General features: G+C 62.9%; 13 protein-coding genes. 10 read left to right on the forward strand and 3 right to left on the reverse strand.

Annotation, left to right across the window (positions count from 1 at the left end; translation table 11 throughout):
• The first annotated feature begins 1 nt into the window (after window position 1).
• A complete protein-coding gene (locus IG122_RS22895; protein ID WP_193188888.1) occupies window positions 2-1,060 on the forward strand; it encodes a TolB-like translocation protein in 1,059 nt (352 codons plus the stop codon).
• Between the two features lie 45 nt (window positions 1,061-1,105).
• Here the strand turns inward: IG122_RS22895 and IG122_RS22900 are convergent, their stop codons facing one another.
• A complete protein-coding gene (locus IG122_RS22900; RefSeq protein WP_193188889.1) occupies window positions 1,106-3,196 on the reverse strand; it encodes an acetate--CoA ligase family protein in 2,091 nt (696 codons plus the stop codon).
• 180 nt (window positions 3,197-3,376) lie between these two features.
• On the opposite strand from IG122_RS22900, the gene IG122_RS24530 reads away from it, so the two are divergent.
• The 8 genes from IG122_RS24530 to IG122_RS22940 all read left to right on the forward strand — a co-directional run bounded on the left by IG122_RS24530 (window position 3,377) and on the right by IG122_RS22940 (window position 15,491).
• Window positions 3,377-5,761: an O-linked N-acetylglucosamine transferase family protein gene (locus IG122_RS24530; RefSeq protein ID WP_193188890.1), complete on the forward strand. Its 2,385-nt coding sequence runs from the start codon at window positions 3,377-3,379 to the stop codon at window positions 5,759-5,761.
• A 126-nt stretch (window positions 5,762-5,887) separates the two neighbouring features.
• Window positions 5,888-7,474, forward strand: coding sequence for an HD domain-containing phosphohydrolase (locus tag IG122_RS22910; protein ID WP_193188891.1), 1,587 nt, complete (start codon window positions 5,888-5,890; stop codon window positions 7,472-7,474).
• A 56-nt stretch (window positions 7,475-7,530) separates the two neighbouring features.
• The gene (locus tag IG122_RS22915; protein ID WP_193188892.1) at window positions 7,531-10,638 is read left to right on the forward strand and encodes a PAS domain-containing sensor histidine kinase; all 3,108 of its coding nucleotides are present in this window, start codon (window positions 7,531-7,533) and stop codon (window positions 10,636-10,638) included.
• Window positions 10,639-10,837: 199 nt separating this feature from the next.
• Window positions 10,838-12,022: an ABC transporter substrate-binding protein gene (locus tag IG122_RS22920; protein ID WP_193188893.1), complete on the forward strand. Its 1,185-nt coding sequence runs from the start codon at window positions 10,838-10,840 to the stop codon at window positions 12,020-12,022.
• A gap of 117 nt (window positions 12,023-12,139) precedes the next feature.
• On the forward strand, window positions 12,140-13,063 hold the full coding sequence (locus IG122_RS22925; protein ID WP_319024958.1) for a branched-chain amino acid ABC transporter permease: 924 nt from the start codon (window positions 12,140-12,142) through the stop codon (window positions 13,061-13,063).
• Window positions 13,064-13,066: 3 nt separating this feature from the next.
• Window positions 13,067-14,041, forward strand: coding sequence for a branched-chain amino acid ABC transporter permease (locus IG122_RS22930; protein ID WP_193188894.1), 975 nt, complete (start codon window positions 13,067-13,069; stop codon window positions 14,039-14,041).
• The gene (locus IG122_RS22935; RefSeq protein WP_193188895.1) at window positions 14,038-14,790 is read left to right on the forward strand and encodes an ABC transporter ATP-binding protein; all 753 of its coding nucleotides are present in this window, start codon (window positions 14,038-14,040) and stop codon (window positions 14,788-14,790) included. The genes IG122_RS22930 and IG122_RS22935 overlap by 4 nt, the downstream gene beginning before the upstream one ends.
• On the forward strand, window positions 14,790-15,491 hold the full coding sequence (locus tag IG122_RS22940) for an ABC transporter ATP-binding protein (RefSeq protein WP_193188896.1): 702 nt from the start codon (window positions 14,790-14,792) through the stop codon (window positions 15,489-15,491). The genes IG122_RS22935 and IG122_RS22940 overlap by 1 nt, the downstream gene beginning before the upstream one ends.
• 123 nt (window positions 15,492-15,614) lie before the next feature.
• Here IG122_RS22940 and hemA read toward each other — a convergent pair whose 3' ends face one another.
• Window positions 15,615-16,826: a 5-aminolevulinate synthase gene (hemA, locus tag IG122_RS22945; protein WP_193188897.1), complete on the reverse strand. Its 1,212-nt coding sequence runs from the start codon at window positions 16,824-16,826 to the stop codon at window positions 15,615-15,617.
• Window positions 16,827-17,225: 399 nt separating this feature from the next.
• Between hemA and leuA the strand changes: the two genes are divergently transcribed.
• On the forward strand, window positions 17,226-18,905 hold the full coding sequence (leuA, locus tag IG122_RS22950; protein ID WP_404924883.1) for a 2-isopropylmalate synthase: 1,680 nt from the start codon (window positions 17,226-17,228) through the stop codon (window positions 18,903-18,905).
• A gap of 6 nt (window positions 18,906-18,911) precedes the next feature.
• On the opposite strand, the gene IG122_RS22955 is transcribed toward leuA, so the two are convergent.
• Window positions 18,912-20,294, reverse strand: a complete 1,383-nt coding sequence (locus IG122_RS22955) for an SLC13 family permease (RefSeq protein WP_193188898.1) — start codon at window positions 20,292-20,294, stop codon at window positions 18,912-18,914.
• Between the last annotated feature and the right edge of the window lie 32 nt (window positions 20,295-20,326).

Here is a 20,326-nt window from a genome sequence, read left to right on the forward strand (position 1 = left end):
GATGGTTGAACCCGAACATATTCCCGCAGGCGTGTGCGACCGGGACGGAAAGCTCGGCGCTCTCGAAAGGGATGACGGCAGCGTCGATATCGTCGATCTGCAAACCGGCGAGCGGCTGTCGCATATCGTCGGGCTCAGTCATGCCCTGCTGATCGACGGGGGCTTTCTATACGGCGGCTGGGCCGATCCGGGCACGCCCCACACTTTCGTTCTGAAGAAGATCGATCTCGGTGCAAAAGCGCTTCCGGTCGTCGCGTCTCACGAGATTTCGCTGCCGGCCTGGGTCGATGCGCAGGCAAAGGACGAGACCCGCTTCCGGATCCGGGTGGCAATGGAGGACGGGCGCTTCGTCATCTGGTGGCGCGGCAGGGACGTCTATGAAGGCGGGGCACCGCCCCCGGCGTTCCTGGAGCAGCAGATTGCGTCCAACCAGTCGGCCGAATGCCTGACTTTCGATGCGGAGACACTGGAGGAGATATCCCGGTTTCCAGAGGACGGCTTCGCAGAAGAGGATCGCGCGAAAGAGGCGGGCGCACGGCTGACACGGACCGCCAACGCGAACGTCTATCGACGCGGTGGCGCTTATGAAAATGCCCCCTGGGGGGATCGCTCCGAACGGCGGGCTCTGTTTCTGGCCGAGGGGGCTGGGGCGCCGAGACTGATGATACGCAGGCTCAAGGGAGACGAGCCGACGCCCGAAGCGGATCGCGATGCGGTCTCGCTGCCGGCCGCGTCAGGCCCGGATACCGTCCCGGAACTGTCGTTGGATGGGCGTCATTTGGCGGTCGCATCCGGGCAATCGGCCCGCTGGCATGTCTATTCCGTCTCGAAGGGTACGGAGCTCGGCAGTCTGGAGCGGTCTTCGGAGCCGGTCTCTTTCCGCGTTCTCGGGGAGCGGATGCTCTGGCTGGAAGAGAGCGAGCCGAGCATGGACGCCGAGGGGCAAACCGTGCGAGAGCGGGCGATCCATGCGGTCTCGCTTGCCGACGGCCAACGTCTCTGGACCTATCCGTTGCCGCCGAAAAAGCTGCCTGAAGGTTTCGGGTTTCTCCCGCCCTGAATGTGGGTGGAGGCGAAATCTGCCCTGCCGCCGGTGCGGATACCGTCAGGTCCGGATCAAGGCGTCCAGCATGACGACCCCTTTGCCGTCCTCCAGGACCAGCACGGGGTTCGCTTCAGCCTCTTCGATCCGCATGTCTGCGGCGAGTAGGGAGAGCGCGCTGACGGCTTCGGCGAGAGCTTCGAGGTCGCCTTTCGGACGGCCGCGGAATCCCCGCAGAAGCTCGAAACCCTTGACGTCGTCAAGCATCTTGCGGGCCTCTTCGAGATTGACCGGCGCCGGGCGCACGGCGCTGTCCCGGTAGATCTCGGTCATGACGCCGCCCATGGCGACGGTGACGACCGGACCGGCGACCGGATCCCTGGAGAGACCGATAAGCGCCTCGCCGAGGCCTTTTGCGAGCTCCTGAACCAGGATGCTGGACAGCCGGAAGCCGGGATGGAAGCGCTCCGCCGACGCCCGCATCGCGGCAATTGCCGCCTCGAGTTCCGACTTGTCCGCAATCCCGACCCGGATCGCGCCGGCTTCCGTCTTGTGCGGCAGGTCCGGTGAGACAAGTTTCGCAACGACGGGATAGGCGAAGGGAAGGTCATCCGGGACCGGCGCGTCGGGGGCCAGAACGAGCTGCGCGGGCCCGCGCAGCCCAAGGGTCTGGAAGGCAGCGGCCGAGGTGACTTCGTCGGCCGTGCCCGACGCGAGCCTGTCGATCAGATCCGAAGCATCTTGCGGCAGGCCTGTCCCCGGAGCCGTTGCCGGTGCCGCACCCTGCATGAGCATCGCCACGGTTTCGGCGCAGCTCTCGACCGTCCGGAAGGTCGGCACGCCGCCGGCCTCGAGCAGACGCATGCTGTCCGGGGCGTGCGGCAGGGGAAAGGCGAGCACGGGCGCTGCGTCTTCCGGCGCCTCGGCCACGGCGTCGACGATGGGTTTCACCGCCAGTTCGGGGTCGAACTGGGCCGAGGACCCGATGGCGACGATCAACACGCCGGTTTGAGGGTCGCGGATCAGCGTCGAGACCGCTTCTTTCATCACCTCGTAGCGCGCGCCGGCCAGGGTCACGTCGACCAGTTTGCCGTGGCCGCTCGGAATGCCTTTTTCGGCGAAATGCGCTTTCGCGGCGGTACTGGCGCCCGCAATCTCGACGCCGCGGGCGCTCAGCTGATCGACCACCATGGCCCCGCCTCCGCCTGTCGTGGCGATGACGGTCGCGGTCTTCGGACGGTTCGGCTGCAGGCGGGCCTTGGCGAGCGCCCCCGGCGCCTCCAGCAGGGTTTCGAGCTGTTCCGCCTTGCGGATGCCGATGCTGCGGAGGAGGGCGTCGACCGCTTCCGCCGACCCTGTCAGCGCGCCGGTATGGGAGACGGAGAGCGCCTGGCCTTCTTCCGACTTGCCGATCATGTAGGCGACCACAGGCTTGCCCGCCGCATGCGCCTTCGCGGCGAATGCGGCCAGAGCCCCCCGGTTCCGGATCGTCTCCATGAACAGCAGGAAGCCGTCGATTCCGTCATGGTCGACCAGGATCTCGCCGATCTCGCCGATCCCGGCCGCGGCCTCGTTGCCGACGGATACGAAGGTGGAGAACGCGATATCGCGCGCCGCGCCCCGGCTGAGCAGGGTGCCGATCACGCTGCCGCTCTGGGAGATCACCGCCAGCCGGCCGCGTCCGATCTCCGCCGCGCCGAAAGCGGCATTGGTGGTCGCGGCAAAGCCCGACGCCGTATGCACCACTCCCATGGAGTTGGGGCCTATCAGCAGCATCCCGGCATCTTCGGCGATGCGGCGCACCTCCTGCTGCCGGCGTTCGCCCTCTTCCCCGGCCTCGGCGAAACCGTCTGCGAGGATCGCAACGATTTTGACGCCGGCCGTCGCGCAGTCTTTCAGGGCCTCGATCGCGGGGTCTGCATCGAGCAGAATATAGGCGAAATCAATCGGTTCCGGGATGGCTGAGACGGACGGCCAGGCCTTCTCTCCGAGCACCGTGTCGCGTGCAGGATTGACCGGATAGATCCGGCCCGCAAAGCCATGCCGTTTCAGAAACCGCATTGGCCGCGCCGTGAGTTTCGTCTCCGTATTCGAAGCGCCAACGATCGCGATGGATGCCGGGGAAACGAGGGCGTCGAGCAGGGCGGCGGGCATGGGGAGACGGTCCGTGTGAGCTGCAATCGGGAAAGGCGGGTCAGGCGAACAGATCATGCCGCGCGGCGGGGCAATCTGACAAGTCGCGGTCCCGCAAGGCAAAAAGCTTCTGCAATCTTCATCCCGGCACGGTAAAAGCTAGATGCGTGAAAACGTGCCTGAACGAAGGGACAATCTCGAGTGGATCTACAGGCGCTAGTAAACGACGCCTTCGCACGGCACCAGTCGGGCCGGCTCGACGAGGCACTCCGCCTCTACCGTACGGTTCTCGCCGTGCACCCGCCGATCGCGCTCGTGCTCTCTCTTGCCGGTGATGCGGCGACCACGTCCGGCGATGCCGCATCCGGCAGGGCCTTGCTACGCCGGGCCCTCGCCCTGGAGCCGCACAAGAGCTCGTTCCGCCAGCTCCTCGCTTTCGCAGAGGCCTCGCTCGGGAACATCGTTGCGGCCGAAGACAATTATGCTGCCGCCGTCGAGTTCGATCCCGGCAATCTCTCCGCAATGAGCGACTGGGCCAACCTGATCCGTGTCCGTCATCCGGAGAAAGCGCGTGCCCTTGTGCGCAAATGCGTTCTGGCCGACCCTGGGAGCGCGTCTCAGTTGAGGCATCTGGCCGAACTCACTGTGCCCGGAAACCGCAAGTCCGGCCTGCGCATGCTATCCAAAGTCACGATCCTGAAGCCGTCCGACGAGACCGCCTGGAGAGGGATAGGTCTTGTCGAACTCGCTGAACAGGCTGGTGGGGCGGCAACGCGCTCCCTGAAGAGAAGCCTTGTCCTCGCGCCGGCGGATGCAGCGGCGTATACCAGGCTTGCGGGCGCCGACGGGGACGCGCAGACCGCTCCGGAGCTTATGAATATTCTGCGATGGGCTTTGACCCTCGATCATCGGAATGCCGAAGCCTGGCTGTCGCTTTCGAACATCTTGCACGGGGTGGACCGCAAGGAGGAGGCCGGTCTCGGTTTCCGCCGGGCGATCCTGCTCCACCCGGGTCACCCTATCGCCGTTGGCAATAGCCTCGTTCTGGCGGCGGAGATCCATACCTCCAGCAGCGCCGAGATCCGCGCCGGTTACAGGCGGGCCCGCTGCATCAATCCGGTCCAGGTCTCGACACTCGTCAACTACACCAAGTTTCTTGTCGAGCAGGGCGCTCTTGGCGAGGCGATCGAGGCCGCACGGAGTGCGATGGTCGCCGGGGACGCGGATCTGGACATGTTCATAGGGCTCGCCAACGGACATCGCCAATCTCGCCAACACGCAGCGGCCGAGCTTTGTCTCAGACGGGCGGCAACGGTTTTCCCCGATGCCGGAAATGTTCAGTCCGGTCTGATCATGGGGCATAATTATGAAACAGGCGTCAGCGCGGAGTCCCTCTATCGGCGGCATAGGGACTGGGCCGAACGGTGCGCACCGGCGGAAGAACCGCTGTCTTACGACGTCGATCTCCGTCCAGATCGCCAACTCCATCTCGGGTTCCTCTCCCCCGATCTGAAGCGCCATCCCGTCGGGTTTTTCATGATGCCGATACTCAGGTATCTCGACCGCACGGGGTTCCGCATTTCCATATATTCGGATCTCGCTAAGGAAGATCTTTTCACCGAAGAATTGCGCCGCCATGCCGAGGCCTGGCACGACACGAGCCGGGTTCCGGATTCCGAGCTGCGGCAGCGGATCATGGATGACCGAGTCGATATCCTCTTCGATCTGGCGGGACATTCTGCCGGGAACCGGATGCGGCTGTTCGCCCGGAGAGCGGCCCCTTTGCAGATGACCTGGATGGGGTATGTCGGGACGACCGGATTGACGACGATGGATTACCTCGTCACGGACCGGTTTCAGACCGCGCCGGGAACCGAGCAGTTCTACTCCGAGAAATGGCTGGTTCTGCCTGACGACTATATCTGCTTCTTTCCCCCGCCCACCGCACCGCGCGTTGCTCCCGCGCCGGTCCTGACGAACGGGTTTGTGACCTTCGGAAGCTTCAATAACCCGGCGAAACTGACGGATGAAACGCTGGCGCTCTGGTGCGACGTGCTTGAGGCGGTTCCGGCTGCCCGGCTGCTGTTGTCCTACCGCGGCTTCGACGATCCGGGCATTCAAGCCGGAATTCGGGGGTTTCTCGCAGCGCGGGGCATCTCGCCCGAGCTGGTTTCTTTCGAAACCAACCGGTTCCACGAGGAATTTCTCGGTGGCTACGGCGAAATTGATATCGCTCTCGACACGCTGCCTTATTCCGGCGGCCTGACGACCTGCGAGGCGCTCTGGATGGGGGTTCCGGTCGTGACGCTCGCCACGCAGGACCATTTCGCCGGCCGACATTCGCTCAGTCATTTGAGCAACGCCGGATTTTCGAGCTGGGCCGCCCGCAGCCGGGAGGATTTCGTGGGGCTGTCGAAGGCCCTTGCCTCGGATCACCACCGCCTGGGGCAGATCCGCCTCTCTCTCCGTAACGCAGTTGCCGCATCCCCGCTCTGCGATGGCCAGCGCTATGCGCGCAATGTCGAGGTGCGGCTGAAGGACGCTTGGGCGGGTATTTGTGCTGCAACCGATCGCGTGGCTCGTTAATCGTTAGTTCAGTTTTAGCATGTATTTCTGCAGGCAACGCTTTCCCGAGCGGCGCATTCGGGTGGCGGAACATTGAGGGGAAGCCCGTATCGTGTTTTTTTGGGGCGGGCGGTGCTTGGTATCGAGATGTCTGAAGAAGATCTGAATATTCTCGACTTCATCGTTGACGATACAACTGTGTCTGCCAGTTGCGCGGAGCCTTGGAAAGTTCTCATCGTCGATGACGACCATGACGTCGCAGCGACCACGTCGCTTGTGCTGCGCGATGTCGAGGTCGAGGGGCGTCCGCTCAATCTGCTGTCGGCATATTCCGCGGCGGAAGCGAAGAGACTCTTATCCGAGCATCCGGACGTCGGGCTTGCGCTGATCGACGTGGTCATGGAGACACCCAATGCCGGTCTCGACCTTATCCGCTATATCCGCGAGGACATGGGCAACAAGCTGATCCGCCTCGTCGTCCGCACCGGCCAGCCCGGCCATGCTCCGGAACAGAGCGTGATCACCGACTACGATATCAGCGATTACAAGGAAAAGACCGAGCTGAGCGCGCAGAAACTTTTCTCGCTGGCCTATGCCGGCTTGCGTTCCTATCAGCAATTTCTGGCGATGGAACAGAGCCGGCGCGGACTGATGAAGGTCCTGCAGGCCTCCACCGCACTTTTCGAGCAACCGACCCTGGACGGCTTCGCCGACGGTATTCTGGAAAACCTCGAATCCCTTGCGAACATGCACCGTGGCGCGGGAGGCAAGATCGGATCGTCGGCGGTCCTCGCGGTGGCTAACGAGAACAGCGGTTCGGCTGAAAACTATGACGTAGTCGCGGGGCACGGAGCCGGCGCGGGTGCGCGCAACCTCGCAGAAATGGGGTTGGGCGCGACCGACAAGCGATTGATCCGAGAGCTCGCAAAGCGTGGACCGGGGATTCATACCAGCCGCAGCGAGGATGCGCTTCTCGCCGGTATCGTCGGCCGCGGCGGCCAGACCAGCCTGCTCTTCCTTCCCGAACTGCAGAATCTCGACGGTCCGGACGCACAGATCGTCGAAGTGTTCATCGGACAGGTTCTGACCGCGTTCGAAAATCTGCGTCTGCACGACCAGACGGAGCGGGCGCAGCGCGAAATCGTGCTGCGTCTCGGCGAGGCGGTCGAGACCCGGTCCGGAGAAACCGGACGGCATGTGTCGCGCGTGGCGCTTTATGCGCGGGAGATCGCGGACAAGATCGGCCTTTCCACCGAACGCTCGGAACTCCTGTTCAGGGCGGCTCCGCTGCACGATATCGGCAAGATCGGAATTCCGGACGCCATTCTCTGCAAGCCGGGAAAACTCGACCCGGACGAATGGGAGGCGATGAAGGAGCACACGACGATCGGGTACGAAATGCTTCGGACCTCGGATATGCCGATCCTGCGGCTCGCGGCTCGTATCGCTCTCGAGCATCATGAGAAATGGGCCGGTGGCGGCTATCCGAACAATCTGGAAGGCGAGGACATTTCGGTGGAAGGCCGGATCGTCGGGCTGGTCGACGTGTTCGATGCCCTGACATCGGAGCGGGTCTACAAGAAAGCGTGGCCGGTCGAGCGCGCGGTCAAGCTGATACGCGACGAGCGGGGCAAGCATTTCGATCCTCGGGTCGTCGATGCCTTCATGGACAACTTGGCCGCAATGATCGATATCAGAACGACATATGCAGACGAAGAGCTGGCACGCGCCTGACGGCCAAAGTACCTAGTGCCGGAGTGAGGCTCTGAATGGGCAACCAGGCGGCTTCCATGCGATATCGACCTGAGATCGAGGACTATTTCTTCGAATGGCGGTGCGACCATCGTGGTGCCCTGACCCATCTTTCCGGCAACTTCCGGGCCCTGACCGGACTTGATCCATCGAAACTGATCGGTCGCGCGCCGCCCGGGATGATCGAGGCGATGCGGTCGGCGGCGGGCCGGAACTTACCGTTCCGAGGCCTGCATGTGACGTTCTCTGACGGCGGCGCGACCAGGACAATTCTTCTGAATGGCGGCCTTGCTGATCCTGCCCGTTCGGGAGTGGGCGAGTTTCACGGCTACGGGTTCTGTCCCGACAAGGCCGAGTCTGAGACGGACGAGGACGAGGTCGATCTTTCCGGCTGTGGGATCGACCGGTCGACGATTCTCGATCGTGCCCAGAAACTCGGCAAGATCGGCTATTCGATCATGGAGCAAAGGACGGGAGACGTCGTTTTCCACGGACCGATGCGGGAGATCCTGGGCATTCCGGATGGCCGTATCTCGCTCGAGGAGATCAGGGCTCGTCTCTTGCCGGAAGACGTTGCGGTTTACGACGCCGCGCGGCAGGAAGCCTTCGAGACGGGCCGGCCGGTGCTCGCCGAACTCCGCTATGGTAGGGACCGGACGGATTGCAAACATGTGCGTCTGCAGTTCGAGCCGGTTATCTCCAGCGACGGCTCGGTCGGATCGCTCTTCACCGTTCATCAGGACATCACCGAACACCGCTCGGCCGAGAAGGCCCTGGTGCGCGCACAGGAACTTGGGCGCATGGGCCATTGGCGGCGATATGAAACCGGCGAAGAACCCTATTGGTCCGACACGCTGCTTGAGATTTTTGGCGTTAAGGAGTTGCGCGATCGGGGTGAACTTCCTCAGAGATTTGCCTCTCGGCTCATACATCCAGACGATCGTCCGGATTACATCGCCTTGCGAGATGCGGCGGCGAGGGCCGGTCAGGACTATGAAGCGGTCGTTCGGGTAACCCGTCCCGATGGCAAGATGGTCTGGGTGGAGATCAGGGGGCACCCGATCGTCGACAGTGAAGGGAATTTGTTCGGAACGCTTGGCACGGTTCAAGACGTCACTACGTTCAAGCAGCTGGAACAGGAGATCCTGCAGAGAGATCAATGGTTCAAGCGTGCGCAGAGGCTCGGCGGCCTGGGTCACTGGGCTTTCGATCCCGAAGAAAGGCGGATCTATTTTTCGGAACAGTCGCAAATCACATTTGGCTGTCCCGGCAGCGAGTACCTGACCTTTCGGGAAGCGATTGATCGAATCCATCCGGACGATCACGTCGTTTTCGAGCGAATGCGCGAAAAAGTCGCGAAAGGCGAGCCAGGGTTTGAATTCGAACTCCGTGTGATACGGAAGGGCGGATCGATGGCTCATCTCCGGATATCCGCCGAATTTGACTTTGCAGATGACGGCCGCCTGAAACGCACCTTCGGTGTGATGTCGGACGTGACCCGGCTCGTCGAGGCCGAAGCGGCCCGCCGCGATGCCGAAGCCGTCATGACGGACATTTTCGAGAATGCGGACTCCGGAATTCTCGTTCGAGACCTGTCAGGCCGGTTCATCCGGGTCAATACTCGTGCGGCGATCCAGCTCGGTCTACGGATGGACGACATCCTCGGCCATACGGTCGACGAGGTGCTTGCCCAGAGCGATCGCATGGAATCCGCCAAGCAACTCAACGATGCGGCTCTGAGGGTGACCGCCACACGCGGCTCGGTCACCTACGATTATAGTTTCGTGCCGAAAGCGGGAGGGCCTTCGACACAAATCCGTGTGGTGAATTTCGCCATTTCAGGGCGTGACGGCGCGATCCTAGCCATTGCGAGCATGCGATACGACATCACCGAATTCGTTCAGGCCCAGACGGCTCTGAAAGGCCTCAACGAGAGCCTCGAACAAACCATCCGGACGCGTACCAAGGAGTTGCGCGAAAGCGAGGAGCGGTTCCGCAATATTGCGTCGGCATCGGCCGACTGGCTCTGGGAACTCGACGCGGATCTCAAGATGGTTTGGTGCTCGGAGAACTTCTTCGAGATAACCGAGCGCAAGGCCGAGGAGTACCTGGGCAAACCGCTCCTCTCCCTCGTCTCGGATCAGGAGCGCTTTGTCGACCAGCGCGAAGCCTGGGACTCGTTTGAGGAAAAGGTAGGGTCGCGCAGCCCGGTCCGCGGCCTCGAGATTGAGCGGCAATATCCGTCGGGAAACCGCACGATCCGCATCAATGCCAAGCCAATTTGGATAGACGGCGTCTTTGCCGGATACCAGGGCTCGACAACGGACATTACCGAACTGAAGCAAGCGCAGAACCGATTGATCGAAACGGAACGCCTCGCGTCGCTGGGCGGCCTTGTCGCGGGGATATCCCATGAAATCAATACGCCGGTCGGGGCCAGCTATACAGTTGTCACGAAACTGACGCGCTCGCTCCTCGAACTTAGCACGGCCTACGAGACGCGAAGTATCAGCCAGTCTCTGTTCGCGCGGGTCATGACGGAGCTGCAGGAAGGGCTCGGGATCATCCAGCGCGGGCTGGAGCGGACCTCCGAACTGATTTCTCATTTCAAGCAGGTCGCGGTCGACCAGACCAGCCATAAGCGCAGGTCGTTCGAGCTGGCCGACCTGACACGGGACATCGTGGCGACGATGGAGGCGACGATATCCGGGCGCGACATCGCGATCGTCGCGAGCGTGCCCGAGGGTATCGAACTTGATTCCTATCCCGGGCCTCTCGGGCAGGTAATGATCAACCTGATCCAGAACTCGGTCCTTCATGCCTTCGATCAGGACGTCGGGATCTCCTCCCGGATCGACGTCACGGCCTCTCTCGAAGACGCCGGCTCGCTGTCCCTCACCGTCTCTGACAACGGGAAAGGAATGTCCGCGAAAGTCGTGCGCCGGGTGTTTGAGCCGTTCTTCACCACGCGGTTCGGGAGCGGCGGGAGCGGGCTCGGCATGCATCTGGTCTATTCGATCGTGCACACCGTTCTCGGAGGCGACGTGTCGGTTTCCTCCGAGCCTGGGAAAGGCACGAAGGTGGTTATTTCGATACCGCTCGTCGCGCCCGAGGTCTCTGAACAAGAGACTCAAGCCGACGCTTAATTATTTTAAGCTTCAAATAATTTTTGCCCGCGATTAGTCTTCAAAAATGCGATCCGTCATTTTCGGAAGCCTCTCGGCGTTCCGAGGATCGGGATTGCCAAGAACGCAAGTATAATGCAACTTCGTACCAAGGTGTGCACTATGTTGCATATCGGGGGCAGTGGCATCCGTGCCGCATCACTCTGGGAGGCTTAGTAGAATGTACAAAAAGATAACGGCCCTTGCGGCCCTGGGAGCGTTGCTGGCGGCGCCGGCGATGGCGGCCGACAAGGTCAAGATCGGGTTCGTCACCACCATCACCACGCCGGCAGGCGTGATCGGCCAGGACATGGTCGATGCGGTCAATCTCGCGATGGACGATATCGGCGGCAAGATGGGCGGTCTCGATGTCGAACTCATCATTGAGGACGATGCCTTCAATCCGCCGGTCGGCAAGCAGAAGGTCGACAAGCTGGTGAAGCAGGACGATGTCGATTTCGTCGCCGGCTTCATTTGGTCCCACGTCCTGCTGGCCTCGAAGAAGTCGGCGCTGGATGCGGGCAAGTTCCTGATCAGCTCGAATGCCGGTCCGTCGCAACTCGCCGGCGACCAGTGCGACAAGAACTTCTTCTCCGCCTCCTGGCAGAACGACCAGACGCCGATGGCGATGGGCGAGGTTCTGAACCAGAACGGCGTCAAGTCCGTCTACGTGATGGCGCCGAACTACGCCGCCGGCAAGAACATGATCGCCGGTGTCGAGCGGACCTTCAAAGGCAAGGTCGTCGGCCGGGATCTCACCAAGTGGGGCAAGGACGCTCAGCTCGATTTCTCCGCCGAACTCGCCAAGGCGAAGGCCTCGGGCGCCGATGCGCTCTGGGTGTTCTATCCGGGCAAGGCCGGCGGCGCACTGATCAAGCAGTACGAGCAGGCCGGCCTGCTCGGACAGCTGCCGCTCTATACGGTCTTCACCGTGGACTCGATCGCCCTGCCGAAACTGCAGGAAGGCAACCTGAAAGGCGTGATGGGCTCGCTCAATACCCAGCACTGGGGCCCGGATCTCGACAATCCGCAGAACAAGAAGTTCGTCGAGGGCTTCAAGAAGAAGTACGGCCGTTATCCGTCCTTCTACGCGGCTCAGTCCTACGACACGATCTTCATGATCAAGAGCGCGGTCGAAGCGGTGAACGGCAATCTGGACGACATGGACGGCATGCGGGCCGCGATGAAGAAGGCCGATTTCCCGTCGACCCGCGGCAAGTTCACCTTCGGGAACAACCATTTCCCGATCCAGAACTTCTATCTGCGTGAAGTCGTGACGGATGCGGACGGCGTCTGGACCACCAAGGTCGTCAAGACGGTCCTTGAGAACCATCAGGATCCGTATGCAGGTGAGTGCAAGATGTAATCACCCCCGTGGGTGATGCGGGAACCGGCGGAGCGCTTGGCTCCGCCGGTTTCAGTTTCAAGTTGAGGACACGGGCAGCGCAAGACTGCCGTCAAATAAGAGAACAGGGGCATCCTGGTGGACTGGGGACTATTCACGATACAGATGCTGAACGGGCTTCAGCTGGGGGTGCTGCTGTTTCTGCTTGCCGCCGGTCTGACCCTTGTCTTCGGCATCATGGACTTCGTCAATCTGGCGCACGGCTCGCTCTACATGATGGGCGCCTACTTCTGCGCCACGCTGACTCAACTGACGGATTCTTTCCTGCTCGGCGTGGTTCTGGCGCTGCCGCTCACGGCCTTGCTCGGCTGGCTGGTCGAGCTGATCGTGGTCCGGGCGCTCTATACCCATGACCATCTGGACCATGTCCTCGCGACCTTCGGGCTGATCCTCTGTTTCGATACCGCGGTCGACTACATCTGGGGCCCGACCGGGATGGCGATTCCGCTTCCGGATTTCCTCAACGGTCAGGTGACGCTGTTCGGCGGGTTGGACTTCCCCGTCTTCCGCCTGGTCATCATCTTTTCCGGGTTGCTCGTGGCCGCGCTGCTCTATTTCATGGTCGCACACACCCGCCTTGGCATGCTGATCCGGGCCGGTGCCTCGAACCGGACCATGGTGATGGCGCTCGGGGTCGATATCGGCAAGCTCTTCGCGCTGGTCTTTGCCGTCGGGGCGGCGTTCGCCGGGTTCGCCGGCATGCTGATCGCGCCGATCACCGAAGCCAGCATCGGCATGGGTAACGACATCATCATCGTCGCCTTCGTCGTGATCATCATCGGCGGCATCGGTTCCATCAAGGGCGCCTTCGTGGCCGCCATGATCGTCGGCCTGATCGACACGATGGGCCGCTCCTTCCTCGACCAGCTGCTGAAAGTCTTCATGACGGCGCAGAACGCGGAAACCTCCGCGCCCGCGCTCTCGGCCATGGCGATCTACATCCTGATGGCTGTTGTCCTTGCTTTCCGGCCCCAGGGCCTGTTCCCACCAAAGGTGCGCTGAGCCATGACCTCTCTGTTTCGCACCGGGCTTCCCGCCTATGCCATGGTTGCCGGGCTGCTGTTTCTGGCCGGGCTCCCCGTTCTTGCCGTGTGGGCCGACAACATCTTCCTGATCGACCTTTACCTGCGGCTGATGATTCTCGCGATCGCCGCGGTCAGCCTGAACCTGATCCTCGGTTATGGCGGTATGGTCAGCTTTGGGCACGCGGCCTATCTCGTGATCGGCGCCTATGCCGTCGGCATTCCGGCCTATTACGGGATCTATGACGGTTTCCTGCAGTTCGCCATCGCGATCCTTGCCTCGGCGGCGATCGCCCTCGTCACGGGTGCGATAGCGCTCAGGACCAAGGGCGTCTATTTCATCATGATCACCATGGCCTTCGCGCAGATGGTGTTCTTCACCTTCGTCTCGATCGAGGAATATGGCGGTGACGACGGGCTGGTCATCGACGCGCGCAGCGAGTTCGCCGGCCTCCTCGATATCAACGACAACTTCACGCTCTACTACTTCGTGCTCGCCTCGCTCATCCTGGCGCTCGGCCTCGTGCACCGGATCGTGCATTCGCGCTTCGGCATGGTGATCTCGGGCTCCAAGGGCAATGACCGCAGGATGCAGGCGATCGGATTTCCGACCTACCGCTATCGTCTCGCCAGCTATGTAATCTCCGGCGCCATCTGTGGCTATGCGGGGGCGCTGCTCGGCAATTTCACGAACTTCATCACGCCGGAAATGGGTGACTGGGTGCGCTCGGGTGAGCTCATCTTCATGGTCGTGCTCGGGGGCGCCGGCAGTCTTTTCGGGCCGGTGCTCGGCACCGCGGTTTTCGTCCTGCTGGAAGAATATCTCTCGCGCCTCACCCAGTATTGGCACTTTCCCTTCGGCGCGATGCTGATCCTCGTCGTGATCTTCACCCGCGGCGGCATCAACGGGATGTTCCGCTGGCTCGGCGAGCGGATCGGAATGGGAGCGCGGTCATGAGCGGCGCCTTCCTTGAGGTCCGGAACCTCTACAAGAATTATGGCGGCATAGCCGCGACCGATCATGTCGACCTGGACGTCAGGGAGTCCGAACTCCACGCGATCATCGGGCCGAACGGCGCCGGCAAGACGACGCTGATCTCGCAGCTCTCCGGCGAGGTGCCGCCGGACGGCGGCAGGATCCGTTTCGCGGGCAGGGACATCACCTCGGCCCCGGCCTACAGGCGCTCTCTGCTCGGTCTTGCGCGCTCCTTCCAGATCACCAGCCTGATGCTGGACATGACGGTGCTGGAGAATGTCGCGCTCGCGGTGCAGGCCCATGCGGGGCATTCCTTCCGCTTCTGGAAACCCGCCCGCTCCGAGCGCGAACTGGTGGAGCCGGCCTTGGCGGCGTTGAGATCCGTCGGCCTTGCCGACCGGGCGCACGATGTCGCGCGGGCGATGTCCCATGGTGAGCACCGGCAGCTGGAGATCGCCATGGCGCTCGCGACCCGGCCGACCCTGATGCTGCTGGACGAGCCGATGGCCGGAATGGGCGTCGAGGAGAGCCAGCGCATGGTGGAAATCCTCCGCAGCCTGAAGGGCGAAAAGACGATGCTGCTGATCGAGCATGACATGGACGCTGTTTTCACCCTGGCGGATCGGATCTCGGTGCTGGTCTACGGGCGCGTGATCGCCACGGGGACGCCGGAGCAAATTCGCAATGACGAGGCCGTGCGTCAGGCCTATCTCGGCGACGAGGTGGCGTGATGCTGAGAGTCGAAACAATCGAGACCTTCTACGGCGCCAGTCAGGCCCTTTTCGGCATGAGCCTCGAGGTCGGCGCCAACGAGGTGGTGACGCTCATGGGCCGCAACGGCATGGGCAAGACCACGACGGTCAATTCGATCATGGGCATCGTCCGCCCGGCGTCCGGCCGCATCACCTTCGAGGATGACGAGATCACCGACGCACCGGCGCACCGCATCGCCCGGCACGGGCTCGGCCTCGTGCCGGAAGGGCGGCAGGTGTTCCCGAACCTTTCGGTGCGCGAGAACCTCGTGGCCACGGCCGCGAACCGCTTCGGCGCGCGCGATCCCTGGACGGTCGAGCGGGTACTCGCCATGTTCCCGGAGCTGGAGGCGCGCATCACCTCGATGGCGAACCTGCTGTCCGGCGGCGAACAGCAGATGCTGGCGATCGGCCGCGCGCTGATGACCAATCCGAAGCTCCTGATCCTCGACGAGGCGACCGAAGGGCTGGCGCCGCTGATCCGCAAAGAAATCTGGCATTGCCTGGAGCGTCTGAAGCAGCAAGGCCAGGCGATCCTCGTGATCGACAAGAATATCGACGACCTGAAACGCATCGCCGACCGGCATTACATCGTTGAAAAGGGCCAGGTCGTCTGGTCGGGATCGAGTGCGGAGCTCGAGACCAATGCCGAGCTGGTACAGGAAAAGCTCGGGGTCTGATCCCGCTCCCAATTCGTCATCCCGGCCCCCGAGCCGGGACCTTTCAGATCGAAGGTCTCGGCGATATCGTCGCTGGGTCCCGGGTCAAGCCCGGGATGGCGATCTTTTTGGGGCCAGAACGGGCTAGGCCCGCTTCCTGATTCCCGCTTCCGCGAACATCGGCACCAGGATATCCACCAGTTCCTCGATCATCGCGTCCGTGTGCTTCGGCGTCGGGGTGAAGCGCAGGCGCTCGGTCCCCTTGTCGACGGTCGGATAGTTGATCGCGGTCACGTAGATGTTGTGGTCATAGAGCAGCCGGTTGGAGAAATCCCGCGCTTTGGCCGGGTCGCCGACCAGCAGCGGCACGATATGGCTTTCGGATGGCATGACCGGCAGGCCGGCATCGGCGAAGGCCTGCTTCAGCCGGGCTGCCTGACGCTGCTGCATCGCCCGTTCCTGCCCGCTCACCTTTAGGTGCCGGATGCTGGCCGCGGCGGCGGCCGCGGTGATCGGGGGCAGGGAGGTGGTGAAGATGAAGCCCGGGGCGACGCTGCGGATATAGTCCAGCACATGCGCCGGGCCGGCGAGATAGCCGCCATGCACGCCGACCGCCTTGCCGAGCGTGCCTTCGATCAGGTCGACCTTGTCGAGCACGCCGTCCCGCTCCGCGATTCCGGCGCCGCGCGGACCGTACATGCCGACCGCATGCACCTCGTCGAGATAGGTGATGGCATTGAACGCGTGCGCCAGATCGCAAATCTCCTCGATCCTGCCGATATCGCCGTCCATCGAATAGACGCTCTCGAAGGCGACCATCTTGTGACTTTCGGGATCGGCCGCTTCCAGCAGCTCGCGCAGATGCTCCAGGTCGTTATGACGGAAGATGTGCCTGCGTGCCGTGCCCTTGCGGATGCCCTGGATCATCGAGGCATGGTTCTTCTGGTCGGAGAAGACGTCCATGTTGGGCGCGGCGCTGAGCAGGGTCGAAAGGCTCGCCTCGTTGGCGATGTAGCCCGAGGTGAAGAGGAGGGCGGCTTCCTTCCGGTGCCAGTCCGCGAGCTCCGCCTCGAGCTCGACATGATAATGGCTGGTACCGGAAATGTTCCGCGTACCGCCCGCGCCGACGCCGGTCTGGTCGACCGCCTCGTGCACCGCGTTCACCAGCACGTCGCTGCCGCCCATCGCCAGATAGTCGTTCGAGCACCAGACGAGGACCTGCTCTACGCGGCCGTCGCGGTAGTGCTTGTAGTACGGATACTTGTCCGCCTGCTTTTCCAGATCTGCGAACACGCGATAGCGGTCCTCTGCCTTGATCCGGTTCAGCTTGTCCTGGCAGATGTCAAAGAGGTTCACGGCCTCTCTCTCCCGTTTATTGTGCGGTTTCGTTATCTCGCGTTTTTCGGCCCGGATTAATGATCCAGGTCAATCCGCACGCTCACAGCTTGACTGATACACCAGAGTCTGACTAGTTTCGCGCGTTATGTTGACGCACACGGAACTCGGCCTCGCGCTGCGACTTACGATCCCGGCTCTCTAGAGAGACCGGGTCACGTCGCTCGTGTATGCTTGAACCGTGCTGATGCGCTGGGGATGGGCTCCCATCCCGACATCACATTTTCAAGACAAATCATAGCCTTCACGCCTCGTTTCGAGGTAGAGGTTCGGCATCGGGCGCATTCAGGAACGAATTTTGAATGTAACCGCGAGCAGGCGCAGCCGTGGAATGCGCGCCGCTCCGAGGGAGTTGAAGTGATGAACCAGATGCATATCGAAAAATATCAGGCCTATCCGCAGGTCAATCTGCCGGACCGTACCTGGCCGTCGAAAGTGATCGACCATGCGCCGGCATGGTGCAGCGTCGACCTGCGCGACGGCAACCAGGCGCTGGTCGACCCGATGGACAGCGCGCGCAAGCACCGCATGTTCAAGACCCTGGTCGAGATGGGCTTCAAGGAGATCGAGGTCGGCTTTCCGAGCGCCTCGGATACCGATTTCAATTTCGTCCGCGAGATCATCGAGGGCGGCCTGATCCCCGATGACGTGACGATCCAGGTCCTGACCCAGGCGCGCGAACACCTGATCGAGCGCACGATCGAGAGCCTGATGGGCGCCAAGAGCGTCATCGTCCATCTTTACAACTCGACCTCCGAACTGCAGCGCCGCGTCGTCTTCCAGCAGGACCGCGAAGGCGTGAAGCAGATCGCGGTCGAGGGTGCGAAGATGGTCAAGGACCGTCTCGCCCGGCTGGAAGAGGCCGGCACCAAGGTGCGCCTGCAATATTCCCCGGAAAGCTTCACCGGCACCGAGCTGGATTATGCGCTGGAGGTCTGCGAGGCGGTGATGGATGTCTGGCAGCCGACGCCGGAAAATCCTGTCATCATCAACCTGCCCTCGACGGTCGAGATGTCGACGCCGAACATCTATGCGGACCAGATCGAGTGGATGCACCGGCACTTCACCCGCCGGGATTCGATCATCCTCTCCGTCCATCCGCACAACGACCGGGGCACTGGCGTCGCGGCGACGGAACTGGCCGTCATGGCCGGTGCCGACCGGGTGGAAGGCACCCTGTTCGGCAACGGTGAGCGGACCGGCAACGTCGATATCGTCACCCTCGGCCTGAACCTCTTCACCCAGGGTGTCGATCCGGAGCTGGATTTCTCCAACATCAACGAGCTGATGGAAGTGGCGGAATACTGCAACCAGCTGCCGATCCATCCGCGCCATCCCTATGCGGGCGAACTGGTGCACACGGCCTTCTCAGGCTCGCACCAGGATGCGATCAACAAGGGGATGCAGGCGATCCGCAAGAGCAACGATCCGCATTGGGAAGTGCCCTACCTGCCGATCGACCCGCAGGATATCGGCCGTGATTACGAAGCGATCATTCGTGTGAACAGTCAGTCCGGGAAGGGCGGTGTCGCCTATCTGCTCGAGACCGACCACAAGATCAAGATGCCGAAACCGGCGCAGGCCGATTTCAGCCAGGTGGTGCAGAAGATCGCCGACGCCACCGGCAAGGAGATCAACAGCGAGACGATTTGGAGCACCTTCATGGCCGAGTATATCGACCAGCCGGAGGGCGTCTTCAAACTGGTCTCCTTCTCCTCCAGCCCGATCGAGGGCTCGAACGAGCGCGAGCACATCACGGCGGTGGTCACACATAACGGCGAGCGGCGCACGATCGAGGCGGACGGCAACGGTCCGATCTCGGCCTTCGTGAACGCGATGCGCCGCGAGTTCGGTCTCAACTTCCGGCTCAAGGACTATACCGAGCACACCCGCTCGGTCGGCTCCCGTGCCGAGGCGGCGGCCTACATCGAGCTGACCGTGCCGGACGACAAGGGCCGCAGCGTCTTCGGGGTCGGGATCGATACCTCGATCACCATGGCGCCGATCCGTGCCGTGATGAGCGCCGTCAACCGGATCTGACGCCGCTCAGACCAACACCCAGCCGAGCGCGGTCAGCAGCATGACCGCGCCGGCATTCATCCAGAGTCCGGCCTTTGCCATGTCGGCGACCTTTAAACCGCCCGCGCCGAAGACGATGGCGTTCGGCGGCGTCGCTACCGGCATCATGAAGGCGCAGCTCGCCGCCAGCGTGACCGGCGCCAGCATCGCCAGCAGCGGCAGGCCGAGCGCTTCGGCGAGTTCCGCCGTGATCGGCAGGAAAGCGGCGGCCGAGGCCGTGTTGCTCGCAAGCTCGGTCGCGAAGAGCACGATGCCCGCGCCGAAGCCGGCGGCGAGTCCTTCCGGCAGATAGCCGACCAAGGTCGAGAGACTCCCGGCGAGCGCGGCCGCGAGCCCGCTGTCGGTAATGGCGCCCGCCAGCGACAGTCCGCCTCCGAACAGGAGCAGAATGCCCCAATGGATCGCGCGTGCCTCGTCCCAGGTCAGCAGCGCGCGTTTCTCCGGCCCGGCCGGAACGGCGAACAGCAGCAATCCTGCCGCAAGCGCGATCGTCGTGTCGCTCACCGCTGGGAAGTACTCCCCGATGAACGGCCGGAAGATCCAGGCGAGCGCGGCGGCGGCGAGCAGCAGGGCGACCCGTTTCTCGCGCGTGCTCATCGGTCCCGGATGCGGCAGCGTCTCCGTCTGCAGCGCTTCGAGCGGACCGAAGGCGAACCGGGTCAGGACAAGCCAGGCGAGGGCCAGCATCGCGGCCGAGACCGGCAGACCGATGGCCAGCCAGGTCGCGAAACCGAGCGGCATGCCGTAATTGCTGTCGAGGAACGCCGCCAGCATCGCGTTCGGCGGGGTTCCGATCAGGGTTGCCAGCCCGCCGATGGAACAACCGTAGGCGACCGCGAGGAGCAAAGCCTTGCGCAGCCGCGACGGCGCCCCGTCCAGCACAGATTGCGCGACCGGCAGCAGCATGATCGCACTCGCCGTGTTGCTGATCCACATCGAGGGCAGGGCTCCGGCCAGCAGGAAGCCGGCAACGAGCTGCCGGCTGCCGGTGCCCGTCCGGTGCAGGATCGCGGCGGAGAGCCGGGCATGCAGGCCGGAAGCGGTGATCGCCGCGCCGAGAAGGAAGCCGCCGAGAAAGAGAAACACGACCGGATGCGCATAAGGTGCCGCTGCCTGATGCAGGTCCGCGACGCCGAGCAACGGGAAGAGCAGGATCGGCAGCAGTGCCGTCGCCGGAAGGGGAAGCGCTTCGCCGATCCACCAGACGGCCATCAGCGCCGCGACGGCGACGGTGCGCCAGGCCGGGAGAGAGAGGTCGCCTGGCGGCGGCAGCAGAAGCAGGAGCGCGAACAGCGCGAGGCCAAGCAGCAAAGGGCGCGGACTGACGATATTGGGATCTGATTGCTGCATTGCGGCCATTTGGTCCCTAGACAGAGAATAGT

It is taken from the genome of Nisaea sediminum, assembly GCF_014904705.1.
Classification (GTDB): Bacteria; Pseudomonadota; Alphaproteobacteria; order Thalassobaculales; family Thalassobaculaceae; genus Nisaea; species Nisaea sediminum.

Coding starts and splice junctions, on each gene's coding strand:
- IG122_RS22895 (WP_193188888.1), top strand. CDS start 2: ATGGTTGAACCCGAACATATTCCCGCAGGCGTGTGCGACCGGGACGGA.
- IG122_RS22900 (WP_193188889.1), bottom strand. CDS start 3,196: ATGCCCGCCGCCCTGCTCGACGCCCTCGTTTCCCCGGCATCCATCGCG.
- IG122_RS22910 (WP_193188891.1), top strand. CDS start 5,888: ATGTCTGAAGAAGATCTGAATATTCTCGACTTCATCGTTGACGATACA.
- IG122_RS22915 (WP_193188892.1), top strand. CDS start 7,531: ATGCGATATCGACCTGAGATCGAGGACTATTTCTTCGAATGGCGGTGC.
- IG122_RS22920 (WP_193188893.1), top strand. CDS start 10,838: ATGTACAAAAAGATAACGGCCCTTGCGGCCCTGGGAGCGTTGCTGGCG.
- IG122_RS22930 (WP_193188894.1), top strand. CDS start 13,067: ATGACCTCTCTGTTTCGCACCGGGCTTCCCGCCTATGCCATGGTTGCC.
- IG122_RS22935 (WP_193188895.1), top strand. CDS start 14,038: ATGAGCGGCGCCTTCCTTGAGGTCCGGAACCTCTACAAGAATTATGGC.
- IG122_RS22940 (WP_193188896.1), top strand. CDS start 14,790: ATGCTGAGAGTCGAAACAATCGAGACCTTCTACGGCGCCAGTCAGGCC.
- leuA (WP_404924883.1), top strand. CDS start 17,226: ATGAACCAGATGCATATCGAAAAATATCAGGCCTATCCGCAGGTCAAT.
- IG122_RS22955 (WP_193188898.1), bottom strand. CDS start 20,294: ATGCAGCAATCAGATCCCAATATCGTCAGTCCGCGCCCTTTGCTGCTT.